The 19,372-nt window shown below is 54.2% G+C and carries 16 protein-coding genes; 15 read left to right on the top strand and 1 reads right to left on the bottom strand.

Annotated elements, in window-relative coordinates; all coding sequences use genetic code 11:
- Positions 1 to 17 precede the first annotated feature (17 nt).
- From CSTAT_RS10145 to ndk, 5 genes are all read left to right on the top strand, one after another.
- Entirely contained in the window at positions 18 to 2,741 is a 2,724-nt protein-coding gene (locus CSTAT_RS10145; RefSeq protein ID WP_066836962.1) for a valine--tRNA ligase, read from the top strand.
- Positions 2,742 to 2,824: 83 nt separating this feature from the next.
- A complete protein-coding gene (gene folC / locus CSTAT_RS10140) occupies positions 2,825 to 4,393 on the top strand; it encodes a bifunctional tetrahydrofolate synthase/dihydrofolate synthase (protein ID WP_075723901.1) in 1,569 nt (522 codons plus the stop codon).
- A complete protein-coding gene (locus CSTAT_RS10135) occupies positions 4,390 to 4,833 on the top strand; it encodes a DUF4233 domain-containing protein (RefSeq protein ID WP_066795804.1) in 444 nt (147 codons plus the stop codon). The genes folC and CSTAT_RS10135 overlap by 4 nt, the downstream gene beginning before the upstream one ends.
- 2 nt (positions 4,834 to 4,835) lie before the next feature.
- Complete coding sequence (locus CSTAT_RS10130) at positions 4,836 to 5,159, top strand: hypothetical protein (protein ID WP_066795801.1); 324 nt, start codon at positions 4,836 to 4,838, stop codon at positions 5,157 to 5,159.
- Between the two features lie 52 nt (positions 5,160 to 5,211).
- Positions 5,212 to 5,622 (top strand): nucleoside-diphosphate kinase, encoded by a 411-nt coding sequence (gene ndk, locus CSTAT_RS10125; protein ID WP_066795798.1) that lies wholly within the window; start codon positions 5,212 to 5,214, stop codon positions 5,620 to 5,622.
- Between the two features lie 134 nt (positions 5,623 to 5,756).
- Here the strand turns inward: ndk and CSTAT_RS10120 are convergent, their stop codons facing one another.
- Positions 5,757 to 6,596 (bottom strand): hypothetical protein, encoded by an 840-nt coding sequence (locus CSTAT_RS10120; protein ID WP_075723366.1) that lies wholly within the window; start codon positions 6,594 to 6,596, stop codon positions 5,757 to 5,759.
- Positions 6,597 to 6,895: 299 nt separating this feature from the next.
- On the opposite strand from CSTAT_RS10120, the gene CSTAT_RS10115 reads away from it, so the two are divergent.
- The 10 genes from CSTAT_RS10115 (at position 6,896) to CSTAT_RS10070 (ending at position 19,345) form a co-directional block, all read left to right on the top strand.
- On the top strand, positions 6,896 to 10,645 hold the full coding sequence (locus CSTAT_RS10115; protein WP_075723900.1) for a translation initiation factor IF-2 N-terminal domain-containing protein: 3,750 nt from the start codon (positions 6,896 to 6,898) through the stop codon (positions 10,643 to 10,645).
- A 337-nt stretch (positions 10,646 to 10,982) separates the two neighbouring features.
- On the top strand, positions 10,983 to 11,288 hold the full coding sequence (gene rplU / locus CSTAT_RS10110) for a 50S ribosomal protein L21 (protein ID WP_003847302.1): 306 nt from the start codon (positions 10,983 to 10,985) through the stop codon (positions 11,286 to 11,288).
- Positions 11,289 to 11,324: 36 nt separating this feature from the next.
- The gene (gene rpmA / locus CSTAT_RS10105; RefSeq protein ID WP_066795789.1) at positions 11,325 to 11,603 is read left to right on the top strand and encodes a 50S ribosomal protein L27; all 279 of its coding nucleotides are present in this window, start codon (positions 11,325 to 11,327) and stop codon (positions 11,601 to 11,603) included.
- Positions 11,604 to 11,732: 129 nt separating this feature from the next.
- Complete coding sequence (gene obgE / locus CSTAT_RS10100; protein WP_075723364.1) at positions 11,733 to 13,262, top strand: GTPase ObgE; 1,530 nt, start codon at positions 11,733 to 11,735, stop codon at positions 13,260 to 13,262.
- Between the two features lie 10 nt (positions 13,263 to 13,272).
- Positions 13,273 to 14,430 carry a glutamate 5-kinase gene (proB, locus tag CSTAT_RS10095; RefSeq protein ID WP_075723363.1) on the top strand — a complete coding sequence of 386 codons (1,158 nt, stop codon included), beginning with the start codon at positions 13,273 to 13,275 and terminating at the stop codon, positions 14,428 to 14,430.
- A 40-nt stretch (positions 14,431 to 14,470) separates the two neighbouring features.
- The gene (locus tag CSTAT_RS10090; RefSeq protein ID WP_075723362.1) at positions 14,471 to 15,406 is read left to right on the top strand and encodes a D-isomer specific 2-hydroxyacid dehydrogenase family protein; all 936 of its coding nucleotides are present in this window, start codon (positions 14,471 to 14,473) and stop codon (positions 15,404 to 15,406) included.
- Between the two features lie 2 nt (positions 15,407 to 15,408).
- A complete protein-coding gene (locus CSTAT_RS10085) occupies positions 15,409 to 16,335 on the top strand; it encodes a D-isomer specific 2-hydroxyacid dehydrogenase family protein (protein ID WP_075723360.1) in 927 nt (308 codons plus the stop codon).
- A 42-nt stretch (positions 16,336 to 16,377) separates the two neighbouring features.
- Entirely contained in the window at positions 16,378 to 16,965 is a 588-nt protein-coding gene (locus CSTAT_RS10080; protein WP_075723358.1) for a DUF1707 SHOCT-like domain-containing protein, read from the top strand.
- Positions 16,966 to 17,065: 100 nt separating this feature from the next.
- A complete protein-coding gene (locus CSTAT_RS10075) occupies positions 17,066 to 18,349 on the top strand; it encodes a glutamate-5-semialdehyde dehydrogenase (RefSeq protein ID WP_075723357.1) in 1,284 nt (427 codons plus the stop codon).
- Positions 18,350 to 18,433: 84 nt separating this feature from the next.
- Positions 18,434 to 19,345: a 2-dehydropantoate 2-reductase gene (locus tag CSTAT_RS10070; RefSeq protein WP_075723356.1), complete on the top strand. Its 912-nt coding sequence runs from the start codon at positions 18,434 to 18,436 to the stop codon at positions 19,343 to 19,345.
- The last annotated feature ends 27 nt before the right edge of the window (positions 19,346 to 19,372 follow it).

The raw sequence follows: 19,372 nt of genomic DNA, 5'->3' as shown, positions 1-19,372 counted from the left end.
AGTGTAGAATTATCGGCGTGACTGAGGAAAATAAGACTATTGGTACCAATCGCGCAGATGCTCTTCCTAAATCCTGGGAGCCGCAGGCAGTAGAGCCAGCCATGTATGAAGGCTGGGTAGAAAAAGGCTACTTCAAGCCGGATGAAGATCCTGATAAGGAGCCTTTTTCTATTGTGTTGCCACCGCCTAATGTGACAGGTCAACTGCACATGGGCCATGCGCTGGACCATACTCTTATGGACTCGATTATCCGCCGTAAGCGCATGCAGGGCTATTCCGCGTTGTGGCTGCCAGGCTATGACCACGCGGGTATTGCTACCCAGACCAAGGTTGAAGCACGCCTGAAGGAGACTGAAGGTAAGTCGCGCTGGGATTATGAGCGTGAGGAATTCATCGACAAGGTCTGGGAATGGAAAGATGAATACGGCAAGACCATCACTTCCCAGATGAAGGCGATTGGTGACTCGGTTGACTGGTCACGTGAGCGCTTCACACTTGACGATGGATTGTCGCGTGCCGTTCAGACTATCTTCAAGCAGCTTTATGATGCTGGGATGATCTACCAAGCTAACCGCTTGGTGAACTGGTCGCCGGTTCTAGAAACCGCGGTTTCCGATATTGAGGTCATCTACAAGGACGTCGAAGGCGAATTAGTTTCCTTACGCTACGGCTCGCTCAATGACGATGAGCCACACATGGTGGTTGCCACCACGCGTGTTGAGACCATGTTGGGTGACGTTGCTATTGCCGTGCACCCAGAAGATGAGCGCTACGCTCATCTCATCGGCCACGAGTTTGATCACCCATTCCGTGATGATCTGAAGCTGAAAGTCATCGCTGATGACTACGTCGATCCTGAATTTGGTACTGGTGCCGTCAAGATCACCCCAGCGCATGACCCTAATGACTACGCCATGGGCAACCGTCACAACTTGGACATGCCAACGATCATGGACACCACCGGTCATATCGCTAATACCGGAACCCAATTCGATGGCATGTCGCGCGAAGAAGCGCGCGTCAAGGTCCGCGAAGCATTGGCTGAGCAGGGACGAATTGTTAAAGAAGTGCGCCCTTATGTGCACTCGGTCGGCCACTCGGAGCGCTCCGGGGAAGCCATTGAACCTCGCTTGTCGCTGCAGTGGTTTGTTGCAGTGGAAAAAATCGCGAAGATGTCAGCTGATGCTGTTCGTGCAGGTGATACCACTATTTACCCAGAGGCTCAGGAAGCACGCTTTTTCGAGTGGGTAGACAATATGCATGACTGGACCATTTCCCGTCAGCTGTGGTGGGGCCACCGCATTCCAATTTGGTACGGACCAAAGGATGCAGAGGGCAACCAGGACATCGTCTGTCTTGGCCCAGATGAAACCGCACCGGAAGGTTATGAGCAGGACCCAGATGTTCTTGATACCTGGTTCTCCTCGGCGCTGTGGCCATTTTCTACCCTGGGTTGGCCAGAAAAGACCCCAGATCTAGAAAAGTTCTACCCAACCAACGTGCTGGTCACCGGCTACGACATCATCTTCTTCTGGGTAGCGCGCATGATGATGTTCGGTACCTTTGCTGCGACCCAAACCCCAGAACTATTGGGTGAGGGTAAAGAAGACCGCCCGCAGATTCCGTTTAAGGACCTGTACCTGCATGGCCTAGTTCGTGATGAGCACGGCCGGAAGATGTCGAAGTCTTTGGGCAATGGCATTGACCCAATGGACTGGGTGCGTGATTACGGTGCTGATGCGTTGCGCTTTACTCTTGCGCGCGGTGCTAACCCGGGCACGGACTTGCCGCTGGGCAGCGACGCAGCAGCTTCGGCACGTAATTTTGCAACCAAGCTCTTTAACGCCACCAAGTTTGCGTTGATGAATGGCGCAGGCATTGACACTTTGCCGAACCGCGATGAGCTGACTGATGCCGACCGCTGGATCTTGGACCGCGCCGAAGATGTGCGCGTGCGCGTTGATGCTTACTTGGATGATTACCAATTCGCTCGTGCCAATGAGCTGCTCTACCACTTTGCGTGGGATGAGCTGTGCGACTGGTACTTGGAGATTGCTAAGACGCAGATTCCACGCGACGGGGAGTCTGTAACCGGCCGTAACACGCAGATCGTGTTGGGACGCGTGTTGGATGTAGTACTTCGACTGCTTCACCCAACCATGCCTTTTGTCACCGAAGTCTTGTGGCAGGCACTGACCGATGGCCAGCAGGCAGAATCCATCATGATCGCACCATGGCCAACAGCAGCCGATACCAATGGTGGGGCCACTGCCGATGAGGTTGCACTGCGTCGCATTGAGGATTCCGAAAAGCTCATTACTGAGTTACGTCGTTTCCGTGCGGACCAAGGTGTTAAGCCTTCGCAGAAGGTGCCTGGCCGTTTGGACTTTGCCGCAGTCGACTTGGGCAACCAGGAAGACTTGGTGCGCAACCTCGCTAATATCACCGCACCGGAAGCGGACTTCACTGCATCGGCAAGCATCGAAGTGCGTTTGTCGCAAGGCACCGTTGAAGTATCTTTGGATACCTCCGATGCCATCGACGTGGAAGCTGAACGCAAGCGTTTGGAAAAGGACCTCGCTAAGGCTGAGAAGGAACTGCAACAAACCGGTGCGAAGTTAGGCAATGAAGCTTTCTTGTCTAAGGCCCCAGACCATGTTGTGGCTAAGATTCGTGAGCGCCAAACTATTGCGCAGGAAGAAGTAGAACGTATTAATACTCGTTTGGAGGCCTTGAAGTAGTGACTACCCCAGGTGCAGGCGCAAGCCATGAGGGCGATAGCCACGACGAGAGCATCGATAAGCGCCAGCAAGCGGCGAAGGATATGCTCGATGATTTGATCGAGCAATCGGGTGCTGAATCGACTGGTGAAGAATATGAGATCGTGGATGCCCTTGCCGAAGGTACTGAGGATAGTCCTGTCGAAATCACCGAATCGGGTTTGAAACTCAACCTGAATTTCGGTGATGAGGAAGAACATTCGGAAGTCGCACCTGAAGAAGTCAGTGCAGAAGAACTCGCTGCGCTGGCAGCTGTCGAAGCGGAACTAAATCTGCGGTGGCCTGAGACCAAATTAGAGCCATCACTTAACCGCATCGAAATGCTCATGGACCTTTTGGGCAATCCAGAGCGCTCTTTTGATGTCATTCAAGTGGCTGGAACCAACGGTAAGTCCTCGACTTCGCGCATGATTGATGCGCTGCTGCGCGGATTTCACCGCCGCGTAGGTTTGGTGACCTCGCCGCATCTGCAGCGGGTAACCGAACGCATCGGTATTGATGGCAAGCCCATTCACCCGCGCGATTACGTGCGTATTTGGGAAGAAATCAAGCCTTATGTAGAGATGGTTGACAAGGCCTCGGAAGCCGAAGGTGGCCCAGCGATGAGCAAGTTTGAAGTGCTCATTGGTATTTCTTACGCTGCCTTTGCCGATGCCCCAGTTGATGTTGCAGTCATCGAAGTCGGTATGGGCGGTACGTGGGATGCCACCAATGTGGTCAACGCTGATGTTGCTGTGGTCATGCCCATCGGGTTAGACCACACCGATTACTTAGGCGAGACCCTTGCGGAAATTGCGGGCGAAAAAGCGGGCATCATTAAAGCGCGCCCGGATTCGGAAGACTTCGCGGAGCCGAAAGAAAATATCGCGATCATCGCTGAGCAAGAAAAAGAAGCGATGGATGTGCTGCTGCAGTGCACCGTTGAAGTTGATGCAGGTGTTGCGCGTGCCGGAAGCGAATTTGCGGCAGTGGAATCACGCATTGCCGTCGGCGGCCAGCAAGTCAACATCCAAGGTCTCGGCGGAATGTATGAAGATATCTTCATCCCGCTGCACGGTGAACACCAAGCAAAAAATGCTGCCGTGGCACTGGCTGCGGTAGAAGCATTCTTCGGTGCATCTTCTGGACGCCCGCTTGATATCGCCAATGTGCGCAATAGCTTTAGCAAGGTCATCAGCCCAGGCCGGCTGGAGCGCGTGCGCACCTCGCCGACAACCTTTATTGATGCTGCGCACAACCCACACGGCGCTACCGCGCTGGGCAAGGCATTAGACCGTGACTTTGATTTCGCGCGTCTCATCGGCGTGGTTGGCGTGCTCGGGGACAAGGATGCAGTGGGAATCCTGCAGGCGCTTGAGCCATTCCTGTCGGAGATTGTGATTACCCAGAACACTTCGCCGCGTGCCCTTGATGCTTATGAATTGGCAGAATCCGCACGCGATATCTTCGGCGAAGAACGCGTCTATGTCTCCGATGACCTTCCAGGTGCGTACGCGCAGGCGGTGGAATTGGCTGAGGATGCTGAGATCCAATCAGGCTCGGGTATCGTCATTACCGGATCGGTTGTCACCGCTGGCGAAGCTCGTGCGATGTTTGGAAAGGAACCGGCATGACCAACAATCACAACGCCCCACAAGATATGAGCCCTTTGGGCATGGGGCATGAGCCCACCAAAGACCCACTTAAAGGGTTCAATGGCATGGTCTCAGCCACCTTGCTGCTGGAAGCAATCTCCATCTTCCTGGGACTACTTGTGGTGTTAAAGATTGATGGCGGTTCTTATTGGACGACCTTCAACTGGTTGTTCATTACTGTCTTAGGCCTTATTCACCTGGTCATGTTAGGTTTTGCACGCAAGCCATGGGCGATTTCGACCATCATGGTAGTGCAATTTGCCGGAGCCATCGGCGGCATTTTGGTGCACTGGTCGATTACCGCAATCATGATTTTGTACATCGCCGTATGGGGCTTTGGTCTGTACCTGCGCTCAATTATCGTCGAGCGCATGAAGCGTGGTTACCTGACAACCCAGCACTTAGAGGCTAAGAAGTAGCCATGCGTTATGCATATTCGGGTCTCGCCGCAGTCTTTTGTCTTGCGGCGTTACTCGCTAATCTCGCAGATTTACCGACGCTTATTGCGTTGGTATGTCTGGCTGCGGCTGCGGTCTTTTTGATATTGGCGCTGCGGACTAATCAGACCCCGCAACCGGGCAAAGACCGTGAGCTTGACCGGGCCGATTTATCGGATGAGCAGGTAGAAAAGATTCAAGCTTTGCTTGCCGATGGCCAATTTGGCACCGCGGTTAAACAAATCCAGCTGTGGTTTAAGTACGTCTCCTATGACGACGCGGAAGCCTTTATTAAAAACTTCCGCTAATTCACATCCCCCAACACTGCAGTGGATTACTGGCTCGTCTACGATATCTACCATGACTGAACGTACACTCATTCTTATTAAGCCAGACGGCGTTGCCAACGGCCACGTCGGTGAGATCATCGCACGCATCGAGCGTAAGGGCCTCAAGCTCGTCGAATTGGATCTGCGCACCGCAGACCGTGAGACCGCTGAAAAGCACTACGAAGAGCACTCTGATAAGCCATTCTTCGGTGAGCTCGTAGAGTTCATCACCTCCGCACCACTGGTTGCTGGCATCGTTGAAGGCGAGCGCGCTATCGATGCATGGCGTCAGCTGGCTGGCGGCACCGACCCAGTATCCAAGGCAACCCCAGGCACCATCCGTGGTGACTTCGCCTTGACCGTTGGTGAAAACGTTGTTCACGGCTCCGACTCACCTGAGTCCGCTGAGCGCGAGATCGCAATCTGGTTCCCAAACAAGTAAGAAATTCTTAAAGAAGTCGAACTCTTCGTCTGACTCTTTAGAAACCAAACGTCCCAGTAAACACTAAGTGTTTACTGGGACGTTTCTTTGTTTACCGGGAATCTAACCTGGAATTCGTTGGCGGGCGCAGACTTTTAGCGATGCCCAATCTGTGTCAGGTTGCGGATTCCATCTGGGGTGACGGTGACTTCCCAGCTGAGCTGCTTTTGATACAGTGCCTGCCCGGAAATTTTGATGATGCCATCAGTCTGGAGAGCTTTGATACGGGATACTAGGGACTCGGCATCTTCGGCATTGTCCATATCGCAGTTGAGCAGCTTCCCCAGCACGTTGATGGAAATAGTATTGCCATCGACTGCGCCCACGGCAATGAGCGCACCTAAAATATCGCCATTGGCTTCTACTGCGTCCATGCGTGGTTGGGTAACGCCCTCGAGGCTTTGCTTTTCGGTGATGGCCTTAATCCGACGTTTACCCACGCGAAAAGATCTTTGGAACATTGCCCACATGCCAAAAGACCCTCCGACACCTAAGAGTGCGCCACTAAATAAGGCTGCAAGCAAAGGTGGTGTCGGAAGGCTTGATAGTCCCAGTGCGTCGATCGGAATAGCGACCAACCAGCCTAAAGCGGGCAGAAAAGGAGCCCACATTTGCATGGCTGTGTAATCGCCACTTTTGAATTCGGTGATATTGGACTGGACTAGCTTCGGTCGTTCGCGGAAAACCTTAACGCCATAAACAACGGATATCGCCAGCAGCGGGATTGCTAAAAGACCGAACGTTAAAGTGCCGGTTTCAATAGCACCGATAGCTAGTCCGATGGGCAGCCCTGTCCACAAAATATTGCGAAGACTCATCTCATTTTGGGAGCGGTAATGCTGAATATGGCTATTAACCGGGGCATTTGGAGCAAGTTCTCCCGCCGGCCGATGGGATACTTCAGCACTAAATTCCCGCCCAGAGACTTCATCCATGAAACAAAGCTTAGCGGTGCCATACTAAATATGCACGGACTTTTATGCATGGCAAACTCGCAAGTTCACTAGATGTGGAACAATGGGAGCCATAATTTCATAAGGCTTTGAAGATTTTCACTTTTATGACAAAGCTTTTCCCTTGTGTGGCGGCAGCGTTGACCCAGCACATGCCAGTGCCTAAGAAAATAGCAGTGGCTTGAACCTAAGCAATACGTGCTTGGTGGCAGGTGCTCGCGAAGACCCACGCCTGCGCCCGAGGGAAAGGCTTTAAACGACCTATGACGGGAGCGTGGCCGATGGCTACAGCAGACGAAAAATTAAATGAACAACTAGCAGGTGCCGCTGCATTGGCAGGGCAAATTGATAGGCAACAGCTCGCAGAGAGGACCCGCGTTTACACGCTGGCAAAGCAATTGGGAATTTCTTCCAAGGTGTTGCTGGAACAGCTCGGAACCATCGGAATTTCCAAGAAGGCACAGTCAGTGCTGTCAACCGCGGAAGTCACTCAGCTTCTAGATTCCTTGCAGAGCGCCCAACCTGAGGCACCGTTGAAGGAGCCTGCCCCGAAGAAGGCCGCAAAGAAATCGGCGAAAACCACAAAGAAGGCCACTAAGGCCACCAAGAAGACCGCATCAAAAGCTACGAAAAAGGCTACGAAGAAGAGCACTCCTGCGCCTGAGGAGCCAGTAGCTGAAGACTTGGCTACGGAAGCATCGGCGGCAGAAGCGGTCGAAGAACCAGCACCGCAGGCACAAGAGCAGGCTGAAGAGCCAGCAACAACAACGCGCAAGCGCAGCCGTACCCGTCGAGTCGTCAAGCGTGCTGCGGCTCCTGAACCAACGGCTTCTGACGCAGCGCAGCCGTCTTCGCAGGATGCGGAGCCATCAGAAGCTGAGAACGCTGCCGATTCTGCTGAAGAGGGAAGCGGAGACAGCGATAAGCTGCGCTACCGTGTGCAGAAGAATGTAGAAAATGAGATCCACCAAATTGAAGGCAAGGTGGAATCGGAACTGGCTGCTGTTGCCTTAGAGGCATTATCGGAAACCCACAGTGATGACGAGGCTGAAGGCACCGAAAACGATGAAAACACAGACAACACCGATGACGTCGTTGCTGATGCGCCGGTAGAAGAATCCGCAGTAGAGGAATCTGCAACAGCTGCGCAGGATACGGAGGCTGCTGCCAAGGAAGATGATGTCTTAGCGGCCTATGCGCCAATCTTTATGCCGCCGCAGCCAGTCAAGGCTAGTGAGACAACCACCCGTGCAGCGGCGTCTAAGGACGTAGAAGACTTCGCTGATGATGCAGATGGCCACGAAGAGGAATCCTCGGATGCAACCTCAACGCGCCGTCGTCGTGGACGCCGTGGCACCTCCCGCGGACGTGGCAAGGAAGTAGTAGTTGAGCCAGAGGCGGAGAAGAGCAACGATGTCGAAATCATCGATGAACCACGCGGCATTAAAGGCTCAACCCGTATTGAATCCCAGCGCCGTCGTCGTGCAGAAATGCGCTCCAAAGACCGCGAGAACCGCCATGTTGTCACGCAGGCAGAATTCCTGGCGCGCCGGGAAGCTGTAGAGCGCACGATGGTTGTCCGCGAGCGCGAACGCCACGACGGACATGGCAACATCACTCAGGTTGGCGTCTTAGAAGACGGCATGCTCGTCGAGCACTTTGTCACCGATGAGACCAATACGTCGATCATCGGCAATATTTACTTGGGACGCGTACAAAATGTGCTGCCTTCGATGGAAGCGGCGTTCATCGATATCGGAACTGGTCGCAATGGCGTCCTATACGCCGGAGAGGTCAATTGGCGCCAGGCTGGCCTAGGTGGTCGTGCGCGCAAGATTGAACAAGCCATGAAGTCCGGTGACCAGGTCTTAGTACAGGTAGCCAAAGATCCCGTGGGCCATAAAGGTCCGCGTCTAACCACGCAGATTTCATTGCCTGGCCGCTTTTTGGTTTATGTTCCGGGTGGACGCAATGCTGGTATTTCGCGCAAGCTTCCAGCACCTGAGCGCAAACGCCTACGTGAGATTTTGGACAAGGTCGTTCCGGAACAAGGTGGTGCGATTATTCGCACGGCAGCAGAAAACGTGGCAGAAGAAGCAATTGCTGCCGATGTCAACCGCTTGCATGACACCTGGAATGAAATCCAGGAAGCCGCGGAGAAGGAAAAGGCTTCCAAGGGAAGCGAGCCGGTGGCTTTGTATGAAGAACCACAGATGCTCGTTAAAGTCGTCCGAGACTTGTTTAATGAGGATTTCGATCGCCTGATTGTCGACGGCGCACGTCCTTATGACGTCGTGAGTTCCTACGTCAATAGGCTGGCGCCGGAATTAGCGGATCGCGTTTCACGCTACGACCGCGCAGACAATGCCGGTATTGATGCCTTTGAGACCTACCGCATCGACGAGCAGCTGCAGAAGGCGCTTTCCCGCAAGGTATGGCTGCCGTCAGGTGGCACCTTGGTCATCGACCGCACAGAAGCCATGACCGTTGTCGATGTCAATACCGGCAAGTTCACCGGTACTGGCGGCAACCTTGAAGAGACCGTGACCAAGAATAACCTCGAAGCTGCCGAGGAAGTTGTTCGTCAGATGCGCCTGCGGGATTTGGGCGGCATGATCGTGGTTGACTTCATCGACATGGTTCTGCCAGAAAACCAAGAACTGGTTCTACGCCGTCTCAAAGAAGCGCTGGGGCGCGACCGTACCCGTCACCAGGTTTCTGAAGTTACCTCCTTAGGTCTTGTGCAAATGACGCGTAAGCGTTTGGGCTCTGGTCTTTTGGAAACATTCTCCACCGAATGTGAGGCCTGCCAGGGACGCGGCCTGATCTTGCATGAGGATCCGGTCGAAGAAGGGCCTATTGAGGGTCACGATCCACGCCACGATCATCATGGCGAATCACGCCGTGGCCACAAGAAGCATCGCGATAAGTACGAGTTAGCAGGCGAGCAGGATCAGTCTGAGGACGCATCCGATGACTCCAAGCAGGAGCGCGCAGATCACGGTCAGCGCGGTGGCCACACGAGCCGTAAGCAAAGCCGTCGTGGAGCAAGTCGGCGTGGTGCATCGCAACGCGGCCCGGCATCGCGTGGAACAACCAAGGGTGCGGCTAGTCGTGGCGATGACTCCAACTTGGATGAACTGATTGCCGGCATTGTTGTTGATTCCTCGGCGGCCAAGGACAAGTCGGAAAAGTCAGATAACCGTGGTGGTTCGGTAACTGATATCGAGTCCATTGCTTATGCAGCATCCGAGAGGGCAGAAGCGCTTGACGATGTCGGAGAGTTTTCTTCCTACGTCGCCGAAAAGGCTGGACAGAAAACCTATGCTGAGGCCTTGAAGGAATTTGAGGAATCACCTCGCCGTAAGCGTAAGACACGTGGCAACTCACGCAGCGACTACCCACCACGTCCCGAAGATTTCCAGGCGCCCCAGGTAGCAGAGAAGCCACAGGATAGTGCACGGGATGATGAGCAGCCTGCGAGTGGAATGGAGATTAAGAAAGACTCCAAACGACGTCGCGTGCGCGCTAGCAACCGCAAGCCAGCTTCCGCGTTGCAGCCAACTGAGGTAGGCGCGTCGGAGGCTGCTGAGAAGCAGTCCTTGCAGCAGCGTGAGTCATCGCGCGGTGAGAAAAAGCGTGCGCAGGTAGAAGCCGTAACTCGTGGACGTCGCCGTGCAGTGCGTCGGGCTTCGCAGTCCCGCAATGTCGCAAAAGATGCGTCGGCCGCGAAGGCCTCTGCGCGCGGGCAAGACGGAGCATCGCAAAGCGCTGAGCCTCAGATCCAGCGCAAGCGTACCGATGACGGCATGGAAGTAACCACCGTGCGTCGCGGACGTAAGCGTGCAGTACGTCGCGTAGCCGTTCGCGCAGGTAGTGAAGGGCAGAATACGCAGCCGAGCGCGTCGCAACAGAGCGTGGCGCAGGAACCAAAGGCGCAAACCCGCAAAGCACCGAAGGCAGAAGAGACTCGTGGACAAAAATCCGGCGGTCGTACACGCCGTCGGGTTGCGCGCCGCACAAGCAGCTAGAGGTCTAGTAGGCAAGTGAAAGAAGTGAAGTCTGCGACGATTTTCGGATCTGTAGAAGCAGGCTGTACTCTTATCACCTAGGCAAGACATACTCATTGTGAGTATTGGCTGCGCAACGGTCAGAGTGGATTTTAAAGCCGTGTCGATCGCACGGTTTGTATTTTAGGCCTCTCTCGGGGTACTCTTTGACAGTTGCTGTTTAGGCGAAGAATCTGCTGTCCCGTAGGGATAGTGCGCCGCCTAAGCACTGTTTGAAGTAATTGTCCATTCAAGGATGTGGCTTCGACAAAAGTCGAGGCAAGTTCTTGAGCCGAGTTTAGATAAGGGGTAACCCTCTATGTACGCGATCGTCAAGACCGGCGGAAAGCAGTACAAGGTTGCCGAAGGTGACCTCGTCAAGATCGAGAAGATCGAGGGTGAGCCGGGTTCGTCCGTAGCTCTTACCCCGGTTCTGCTCGTAGATGGCGCAGATGTTAAGTCCAAGGCTGATGACCTGTCCAAGGTTGAAGTTGCTGCGGAAATCGTTGAGCACGCACGTGGCCCAAAGATTGACATCATGAAGTACAAGAACAAGACTGGCTACAAGAAGCGCATGGGCCACCGCCAGCCGCTTACCGTAGTCAAGATTACCGGCATTAAGTAAATAGCCACCGAATACCTTTAGAAGGAGGGAAACCACATGGCATCGAAGAAGGGTGCATCCAGCACTTCCAATGGTCGCGATTCTGAGGCAAAGCGCCTCGGCGTCAAGCGTTTCGGTGGTCAGCAGGTTAAGGCCGGCGAGATCATCGTTCGCCAGCGCGGCACCAAGTTCCACCCAGGTGAGAACGTTGGACGCGGCGGCGACGACACTTTGTTCGCTCTCGAAGCAGGTGCAGTTGAGTTCGCTATCAAGCGCAACCGTCGCACCGTGAACATCGTTCCAGCCACTGAGCAGGTTGCAGAAGCAACTGCATAAGTGCAAGCGCTTTAAAATGCGCGACTAAAGAGTCTGGCTCCCTGGTGGGGTCAGGCTCTTTTCTTTTGATGCTTGCTTTTAGGTAAACTGGCAAGCCATAACCAAATTTTTCTCGAGGAGTTATCCGAGTTGGCACGATTTATTGACCGCGTTGTACTGCACCTGCAAGCCGGCGACGGCGGGCACGGCTGTGTCTCCGTACACCGTGAAAAGTTCAAGCCGCTCGGTGGACCCGACGGCGGTAATGGTGGACACGGCGGAGACATCATTTTGGAAGTCTCCCCACAAATCCACACGCTGATGGACTTCCACTACCGTCCCCACATTAAAGCTGAGCGCGGCGCTAATGGCGCAGGTGACCACCGCAATGGTGCGCGTGGTCAAGATTTGATCATGCATGTTCCTGCAGGCACAGTGGTTCACAATGCCAAGGGCGAGATGCTCGCTGACTTAACTATTCCAGGAACTCGCTTCATCGCCGCCGAAGGTGGCTATGGTGGTCTGGGCAACGCAGCTTTGGCTTCCGCACAGCGTAAGGCTCCGGGCTTTGCGCTACAGGGTGAACCAGGTCAGCAACATGACTTGGTTCTAGAGCTCAAGTCGATGGCTGATGTGGGACTAGTTGGTTTCCCATCGGCGGGTAAGTCTTCGTTGATTTCTGTGCTGTCTGCTGCCAAGCCAAAAATTGGTGACTACCCATTTACCACTCTGCAGCCAAACCTTGGCGTGGTGGACATGGGTGATTCCTCCTTCACCATCGCGGATGTGCCAGGTTTGATTCCTGGTGCTGCCGACGGCAAGGGATTGGGGCTAGATTTCTTGCGCCATATTGAGCGCACCGCTGTACTTGCGCACGTAGTGGATACTGCTTCCATTGAGCCAGGCCGAGACCCGCAGTCCGATATTGAGGCGCTCGAAACGGAATTGGCAAATTACCAATCCGCACTCGATGCTGATACCGGACTGGGAGACCTGCGAGATCGTCAGCGGATCATCATCTTGAACAAGGCAGACGTTCCAGAGGCAGAAGAGCTCGCTGAGTTTGTTAAAGAAGACTTGGAAGAGCACTTTGGATGGCCAGTCTTTATCATCTCTGCAGTAGCGCGCAAGGGACTAGAACCTTTGAAGTACAAGCTGCTGGAGATGGTGACTAAGCACCGTAAGTCGCAGCCACGCGTCAAGGTCGATAAAGAGCACACCATCATCCGACCGAAGTCTGTTACGAAGAAGTCCACTGGACGTTTCGCTGACTTCACGGTTAAGCCAGACCCAGAGGTTGAAGGCGGCTTCATCGTCGAAGGCGAGAAGATCGAGCGCTGGATTACCCAGACTGATTTCGAAAACGATGAAGCAGTGGGCTACCTTTCTGACCGTCTGGCTAAGGCCGGCGTGGAAGATGCGCTGCGCAAACAAGGCGCTGTCGAGGGCTGTCCAGTCACCATTGGATTTATCACTTTCGAGTGGGAACCAATGACCGGAGGCGACCCAACATTGGCCGGTCGTGGTCAAGATGCGCGATTGTTGGGAACATCACGTCCGTCTGCTGCAGAGCGAAAGCGCGCCTCCCAAGCACGTCGTGGCCTTATTGATGAGTACGATTTCGGTCAGGATAACGAAATTACCCGAGAATCTGCGAATAAGGACCGCTGGCAGGGTTAAGATCACTTGCATGAGTTCTTCGACAACTTCCGAGTCCCTGTCAGACCTGTTGCCAGAAGCTACCTTGCGAGCGCAGATTAATACCGCGAACCGAATCGTTGTAAAGATTGGTTCTTCCTCGCTGACCGAAGAGGATTTTTCGGTCGCGAGCGACAAGATTGACCGCATCGTGGATGCTGTAGTCAAACGCATGGAAACCACTGACGTCATCATCGTCTCTTCCGGTACCGTAGCCGCCGGCATGCGCCCACTGGGGTTAAATCAACGCCCGCTGGGCCTTGCCGATAAGCAGGCCACGGCTTCGGTTGGCCAGATTCACTTGGCTAATGAATGGTCCCGTTCTTTTGCGCGTCATGGTCGCACCGTCGGCCAGGTGCTATTAACCGCTTCTGATGCCGGCCAGCGTGATAGAACGCGAAATGCCAAGCGAACCATCGATAAGCTCTTGCACTGGGGCGTTGTACCGATTGTCAATGAAAACGACACAGTGGCAACCTCCGAGATGCGCTTTGGCGACAATGACCGTTTGTCTGCTCTGGTTGCGCAGCTGACGGAATCTGACGCACTGTACCTGCTGTCTGATGTGGACGGTTTGTACGATAAAAACCCCGCTGAAGAAGATGCCAAGTTCATTTCTGAGGTGCGTACTGGCGAAGACCTGAAAGAGGTTGCAGCCGGGGACGGCGGCAAGGTTGGCACCGGCGGCATGGCGTCTAAGGTCCAAGCTGCCCGCCTAGCGACCCGCGCTGGTATTCCAGTGCTGTTGACTTCCGCCGAGCGCATTCATGACGCGCTAGGGGAGACACGCGTCGGCACCGTGTTCCACACCCGTCCGGAGCGCAAGCTCAGTGCCTGGAAGTTCTGGGCGCTGTACTCGGCTGATACCGGCGGCGTGATTCGCATTGATGAGGGCGCCGTGAAAGCGGTTACTGAAGACCGCCACTCTTTGCTGTCGGTTGGAATTACTGATGTCGATGGTGAATTCACCGCCGGTGAGATCGTGGAGATTGTGGGTCCAGATGGCCAGATTATTGGCCGCGGTGAAGTCAGCGTAGGTTCCACTGATTTGCGTCAGATGGCGGGCAAGCCAAGCACTGAGCTGCCAGACCGTCTGCGTCGCCCTGTGGTGCACGCGGACTATCTTTCAAATTTCGCATCTCGCGTCTGACTCGCCAGAAAATAGCATGTCAGTGACGTAACCTAGGTGCATGAAATATTTTTTCGGGCCTAGGTCGTGGCCGCAGATGAAAGCTGATATTGATGCTGCTGGCCACAAAGAAGTGGACTCCATCGACCAGGCGCAGGTGTATATCAACACCTCGTCCAAGGCGGAGGATGTCCCAGAGATGCCGGCGAATATTGAATTCGTGCAGCATTGTTTCACCGGCGTTAATCAGATGATTGAGGGCGGTGTTTTAACCGATAACAGTGTCCCATGGTGCAATGCCGCGGGTGCTTTTGCCAAGCCTGTCGCAGAGTCTGTGCTGGGCTTGTTGTTATCTCAGGCGCATCACCATAAACGCTTCGCTTTGGAAGCCACATGGGATGGGGCACGCGAGCTTGATGAGTCCCAGGCGTGGTTGTATACACCGAATGGGCATGCGCCCAAACGCGTCGCCATCTTTGGGGCAGGCGGCATCGGGCAGGAATTAATTTCAATGCTTGCGCCTTTCGGCGTGCACATCACGGCGGTTAATCGCTCAGGCAGAGAAGTACCAGGAGCGGACGTTTCGCTTGCGCTCAGCGATGCCACATCGGTGTGGTCCGAAGCCGATTTCATCGTGCTGATTATGCCGTTGACTGAGGAAACGATTGGGCTGGTAGATGCCGCTAAATTTAAGGCGATGAAGAAATCCGCCATCCTCATTAACGTCGGCCGCGGAAAGCTGGTCAATACCGATGACTTGGTGGAGGCACTGCGCACCGGGGAGATAGCCGGCGCAGGTTTAGAGGTAGTAGATCCAGAACCCTTGCCAGATGACCATCCATTGTGGGGAATGAAAAATTGCACCATGACTCCACATATGGGGGCAAGCTGGCAGGTAGCAGATTTCCATTTGGGTGAAATTTTCAACGCAAATGCTGCAGCATGGGAAGAGGGCAAGCCTCTTCCTACTCTTATCGATCCGAAAGCAGGTTATTAATAATGAAGTACGCAATGGTTCCTACCGTCTGGGAAGAATCCGCCGAAGCACTCGATGCCGCTGGACACACCCAGGTTGAGCTTTCTGAGAATCCTGATTTTGTGTTCTTCTCGGGCAAGACCCCGGATTTTCCAGAAGAGCTTCCCGAGTCCGTGAAGTTTATTCAGGTTCCTTTTGCGGGTGTGGATGGGATCTTGGACCTGATTGCAGATACACACAAGAAGTATGGCGTGCGGTGGTCCAATGCGGCAGGTGTTTATGACTCCACGGTTGCTGAGTCCACCATTGGTCTGCTGTTGGCGCAGCTGCACTCACACAAGCGCATGGCACTGGCTAAGACCTGGTCTGTACGTGATGAGGCCGAAGCGAATACGACCTTCCTTTTTGAAGACAAGACCGTGGCAATTATCGGTGCAGGTGGAATTGGCAAGAAGCTGATTTCGATGCTGCAGGGCTTTGGCCCGAAGATTATTGCGGTAAACCGTTCTGGAAAGCCTGTCGATGGCGCCGATGAAGTATTCACCTTCGATGACATTGATAAGGTCTGGCCGGCTGCAGACTACTTCGTAATGCTCGCACCGCTTACGCCAGAGACCCACCACATGGTCAATGCCGATGCTCTGGAAAAGATGCCACAGCATGCCGTTGTGGTCAACGTTGGCCGCGGCCCTTTGGTTGATACCGACGCTCTTACTGAAGCGCTTAAGAACGGCGTTATCGCCGGTGCTGGCCTGGATGTCACTGACCCAGAGCCATTGCCAGACGGACACCCACTGTGGGACGAAATCAACTGTGTGATCACTCCACACCTGGCGAATCCGCCGTACTCCGTGCGCAAGCGCATCGGTGCGCACACCGTTGAAGTAGTGAAGGCTTTTGAAGCCGGTGAACCACTTCCCACCGAGGTCGACCCGACCCTGGGCTATTAATGCTTCTATCTAATGCCTATCGTCGCTGGTAGGCTATTAGATATGACAACGCCACAGCCGAATTCTAAACCTCGTCCGGAGCATGCTGACGTCCGCGTTGGTGATAAAGATCGTACCCACGTGTTGGAACTGCTCTCTGCGCACTTTGCCGATGGCTATATTGATGTCCATGAATTTGAAGAGCGCACTGGTCACGCAGCGACTGCACGAACCCGCGGTGACTTGGATTCGCTGTTGAAGGATTTACCCTCGGGAAACTCTTTAGCGGCGGTTCCTAGCCTGAACCCGGAAGTGCAGGAGCAGCAGAAGTCTCCACATGCGGTGGCGCCGAAGTCTTCGGACCGTGAGCTCGATGAGCTTATCCAGCGCGGCAAGACTGTACAGCGCCTCGACTCAATTATTTGGACAGTGGCGATGGTACTGTTCTTTGTCTTCATGTTCTTAACTGAATGGTCGTATTTCTGGCTTTTCCCAGTAGCTGCTGTGGGCGGTTCGATTGCGGTGCGTGCGATATACAAACTGGATGATGACGAAGAGGAAATCTACAAAGAAATCGCCGACAAAGAACAATCTGAACGCGCTCAGCGGTTACGTAAAGCGGCGGAGCGTCGTCGGGAGCTAGAAGGCTAACAACAGCGCTAGCTATAGCTGTTGCGTGAATTGCAGGAAAAGGTGCCTACCTGGTGGGAATTATGCCCATGGGGTGGGCATTTTACGTAGACTAGTGAGCATGACTGATCAACAAACTCTAACTCGTGATCAAGAACGTGCGGAAGTACTGGACAAGGCTGCAAAGGCCAAAGAGGTAACCCCTGCGGTTGCCCGGCTGACCACTCCGCAGAAAAATGAAATCTTGCTGGCAGCGGCAGATAACCTGGTTGCGCAGACCGACAAGATTCTGGCGGCTAATGAAGCCGACTTAAACGCTGGCCGTGAGCCTGGCATGAGCGAATCTCTGCTGGACCGCTTGGCCTTAAGTGCAGAGCGCATCGAAGGGATTGCGGGAGGCCTGCGCCAAGTTGCTGGTCTTTCCGATCCAGTAGGCGAGGTCCTCCAGGGCCGCCGCATGGACAATGGCATTGAGATGAAGCAGGTCCGCGTGCCTTTGGGTGTTATGGGCATGGTGTATGAGGCTCGCCCTAATGTCACCGTGGATGCTTTTGGCTTGGCATTGAAGTCCGGCAACGTCGCCCTGTTGCGCGGTTCGAAGTCGGCGCGAAATTCTAATGCGCAGCTGGTGGAGATTCTGCAGGAAACCCTGGCTAAGTTTGATGTCCCACGGGAGGCAGTGCAGCTTTTGCCATGTGAGTCGCATGATTCGGTGCAGGACCTCATCACGGCCCGGGGCCTGGTGGATCTGGTTATCCCACGCGGTGGTGCAGGTTTGATTAACGCCGTAGTCACTGGTGCAACAGTGCCAACTATTGAAACCGGTACGGGTAATTGCCACTTCTACATTGATACTTCGGCGGATATTGACAAGGCTATTGCGATGGCGCTAAACGGCAAGACCCGTCGCTGCTCAGTGTGCAATGCCACTGAAACCGTGCTGCTGGATGCGGCTTTGGATGATGAAGTCAAGCTGCGCGTCATCAAAGAATTCCAGGATGCTGGAGTCACCGTGCATGGCCATGTTGAGCAGCTGCAGGTTCTCGGTGCCCAAGACGTGCACGAAGCAGAGCAGTGGAATGAAGAGCACCTGAGCTTTGATATCCGCATCGCGGTTGTTGATGGCGTCGATGGCGCCATTGCACATATTGCTAAGTACACGACGGGCCACACCGAAGGTATTGCTGCGCAAGACGCTGATGTGTTGCTGCGCTTTGCTAATGAAGTGGATGCTGCAGCGGTGATGCTGAATGCTTCGACTGCCTTTACCGATGGTGAGGTGTACGGCATGGGAGCAGAGATTGGTATCTCCACGCAGAAGCTACACGCGCGCGGACCGATGGCCTTGCCGGAGCTGACCTCTACCAAGTGGATTTTGCAGGGCACCGGACAAACCCGTCCGTAGTCTGCAGATTTAATAGTCGCATGGGCCGGGGTCATTCCCGGCTTTTTAACCGCGCCATTATGACGCACAAGGAGTTCTAGGAAAATGAAGATTGTATTCATTGGCGCTGGTGCCATCGGCGGATACTACGGCGGCCAACTAGCCAAGGCCGGTCATGACATTACTTATGTTGTGCGTCCTGCCACCCGCAAGGTTATTGAATCTGAGGGTTTGACGCTTATCAACCCTGAGGGGACTGAAAAGGTCTCCAATGTGTCCATGGTGTCGAGCCTAGATGAGGTGGAATCAGCGGACCTTGTTGTCTCTGCCACCAAAATTTTCGGCAAACCTGCTCTGCCCGAAAACCTGCCTGAGGGCGCAGCTTTTATGACCACCGAAAATTCCGTGGAATACCCACTGCTGGCCGAGGAAAAATATGGAAAACAGCGTTTCATCCCGGCAGTAGTGCGCGCGTTTATCCACCGTGAAGGTCCAGCCACAGCGCACCACATGGGTGGAATGCTGGCATGGTCCTTTGGTTCTATAGACCCAGCAACAGAACCCTTAGTGCAAGCGCTACATGAAGCACTAGCAGATACTCCCATTAAGGCAAAGATTCATCCAGATATTCTCAGTGATGTGTGGGAAAAGGCCATGATGGTTACCTGCTTTGGTGCTGTAGGTGCAGTGTTAGAAAAGCCCATTGGTGTTTTGCGGACTGAATATCGCGATAGTTTACGCGCGCTCATGGTCGAAGCTGCTGCGACAGCCAAGGCAGCTGGTATTGAGCTCAAAGACGGCACCGTGGACAAAGTCATGTCCTTTGTTGACCAACAAGCAGAAAGCGCAACGTCGTCCATGCAGCGTGACATTCTCGAAGGCCTACACAGTGAGTTGGACTCCCAGGTCGGCGGCATCGTACGCATTGCCATTAGCAGTGGAGCTGCTGCACCGCTGCACCAACTGGTGTGGGATGCGTTGTCGACGAAAAGTGCAAAGCTCCGCGGACAAAAATAACACCAGCGGAGCACAGCGCTTCGAAAA

The organism is Corynebacterium stationis (assembly GCF_001941345.1).
GTDB lineage: Bacteria > Actinomycetota > Actinomycetes > Mycobacteriales > Mycobacteriaceae > Corynebacterium > Corynebacterium stationis.
Note: the sequence above shows the minus strand (reverse complement) of the source record. Positions and strands in the feature narration are given on the sequence as shown.

Coding starts and splice junctions, on each gene's coding strand:
- folC (WP_075723901.1), top strand. CDS start 2,825: ATGCTCGATGATTTGATCGAGCAATCGGGTGCTGAATCGACTGGTGAA.
- CSTAT_RS10135 (WP_066795804.1), top strand. CDS start 4,390: ATGACCAACAATCACAACGCCCCACAAGATATGAGCCCTTTGGGCATG.
- CSTAT_RS10130 (WP_066795801.1), top strand. CDS start 4,836: ATGCGTTATGCATATTCGGGTCTCGCCGCAGTCTTTTGTCTTGCGGCG.
- ndk (WP_066795798.1), top strand. CDS start 5,212: ATGACTGAACGTACACTCATTCTTATTAAGCCAGACGGCGTTGCCAAC.
- CSTAT_RS10120 (WP_075723366.1), bottom strand. CDS start 6,596: ATGGATGAAGTCTCTGGGCGGGAATTTAGTGCTGAAGTATCCCATCGG.
- CSTAT_RS10115 (WP_075723900.1), top strand. CDS start 6,896: ATGGCTACAGCAGACGAAAAATTAAATGAACAACTAGCAGGTGCCGCT.
- rplU (WP_003847302.1), top strand. CDS start 10,983: ATGTACGCGATCGTCAAGACCGGCGGAAAGCAGTACAAGGTTGCCGAA.
- rpmA (WP_066795789.1), top strand. CDS start 11,325: ATGGCATCGAAGAAGGGTGCATCCAGCACTTCCAATGGTCGCGATTCT.
- proB (WP_075723363.1), top strand. CDS start 13,273: ATGAGTTCTTCGACAACTTCCGAGTCCCTGTCAGACCTGTTGCCAGAA.
- CSTAT_RS10090 (WP_075723362.1), top strand. CDS start 14,471: ATGAAATATTTTTTCGGGCCTAGGTCGTGGCCGCAGATGAAAGCTGAT.
- CSTAT_RS10085 (WP_075723360.1), top strand. CDS start 15,409: ATGAAGTACGCAATGGTTCCTACCGTCTGGGAAGAATCCGCCGAAGCA.
- CSTAT_RS10080 (WP_075723358.1), top strand. CDS start 16,378: ATGACAACGCCACAGCCGAATTCTAAACCTCGTCCGGAGCATGCTGAC.
- CSTAT_RS10075 (WP_075723357.1), top strand. CDS start 17,066: ATGACTGATCAACAAACTCTAACTCGTGATCAAGAACGTGCGGAAGTA.
- CSTAT_RS10070 (WP_075723356.1), top strand. CDS start 18,434: ATGAAGATTGTATTCATTGGCGCTGGTGCCATCGGCGGATACTACGGC.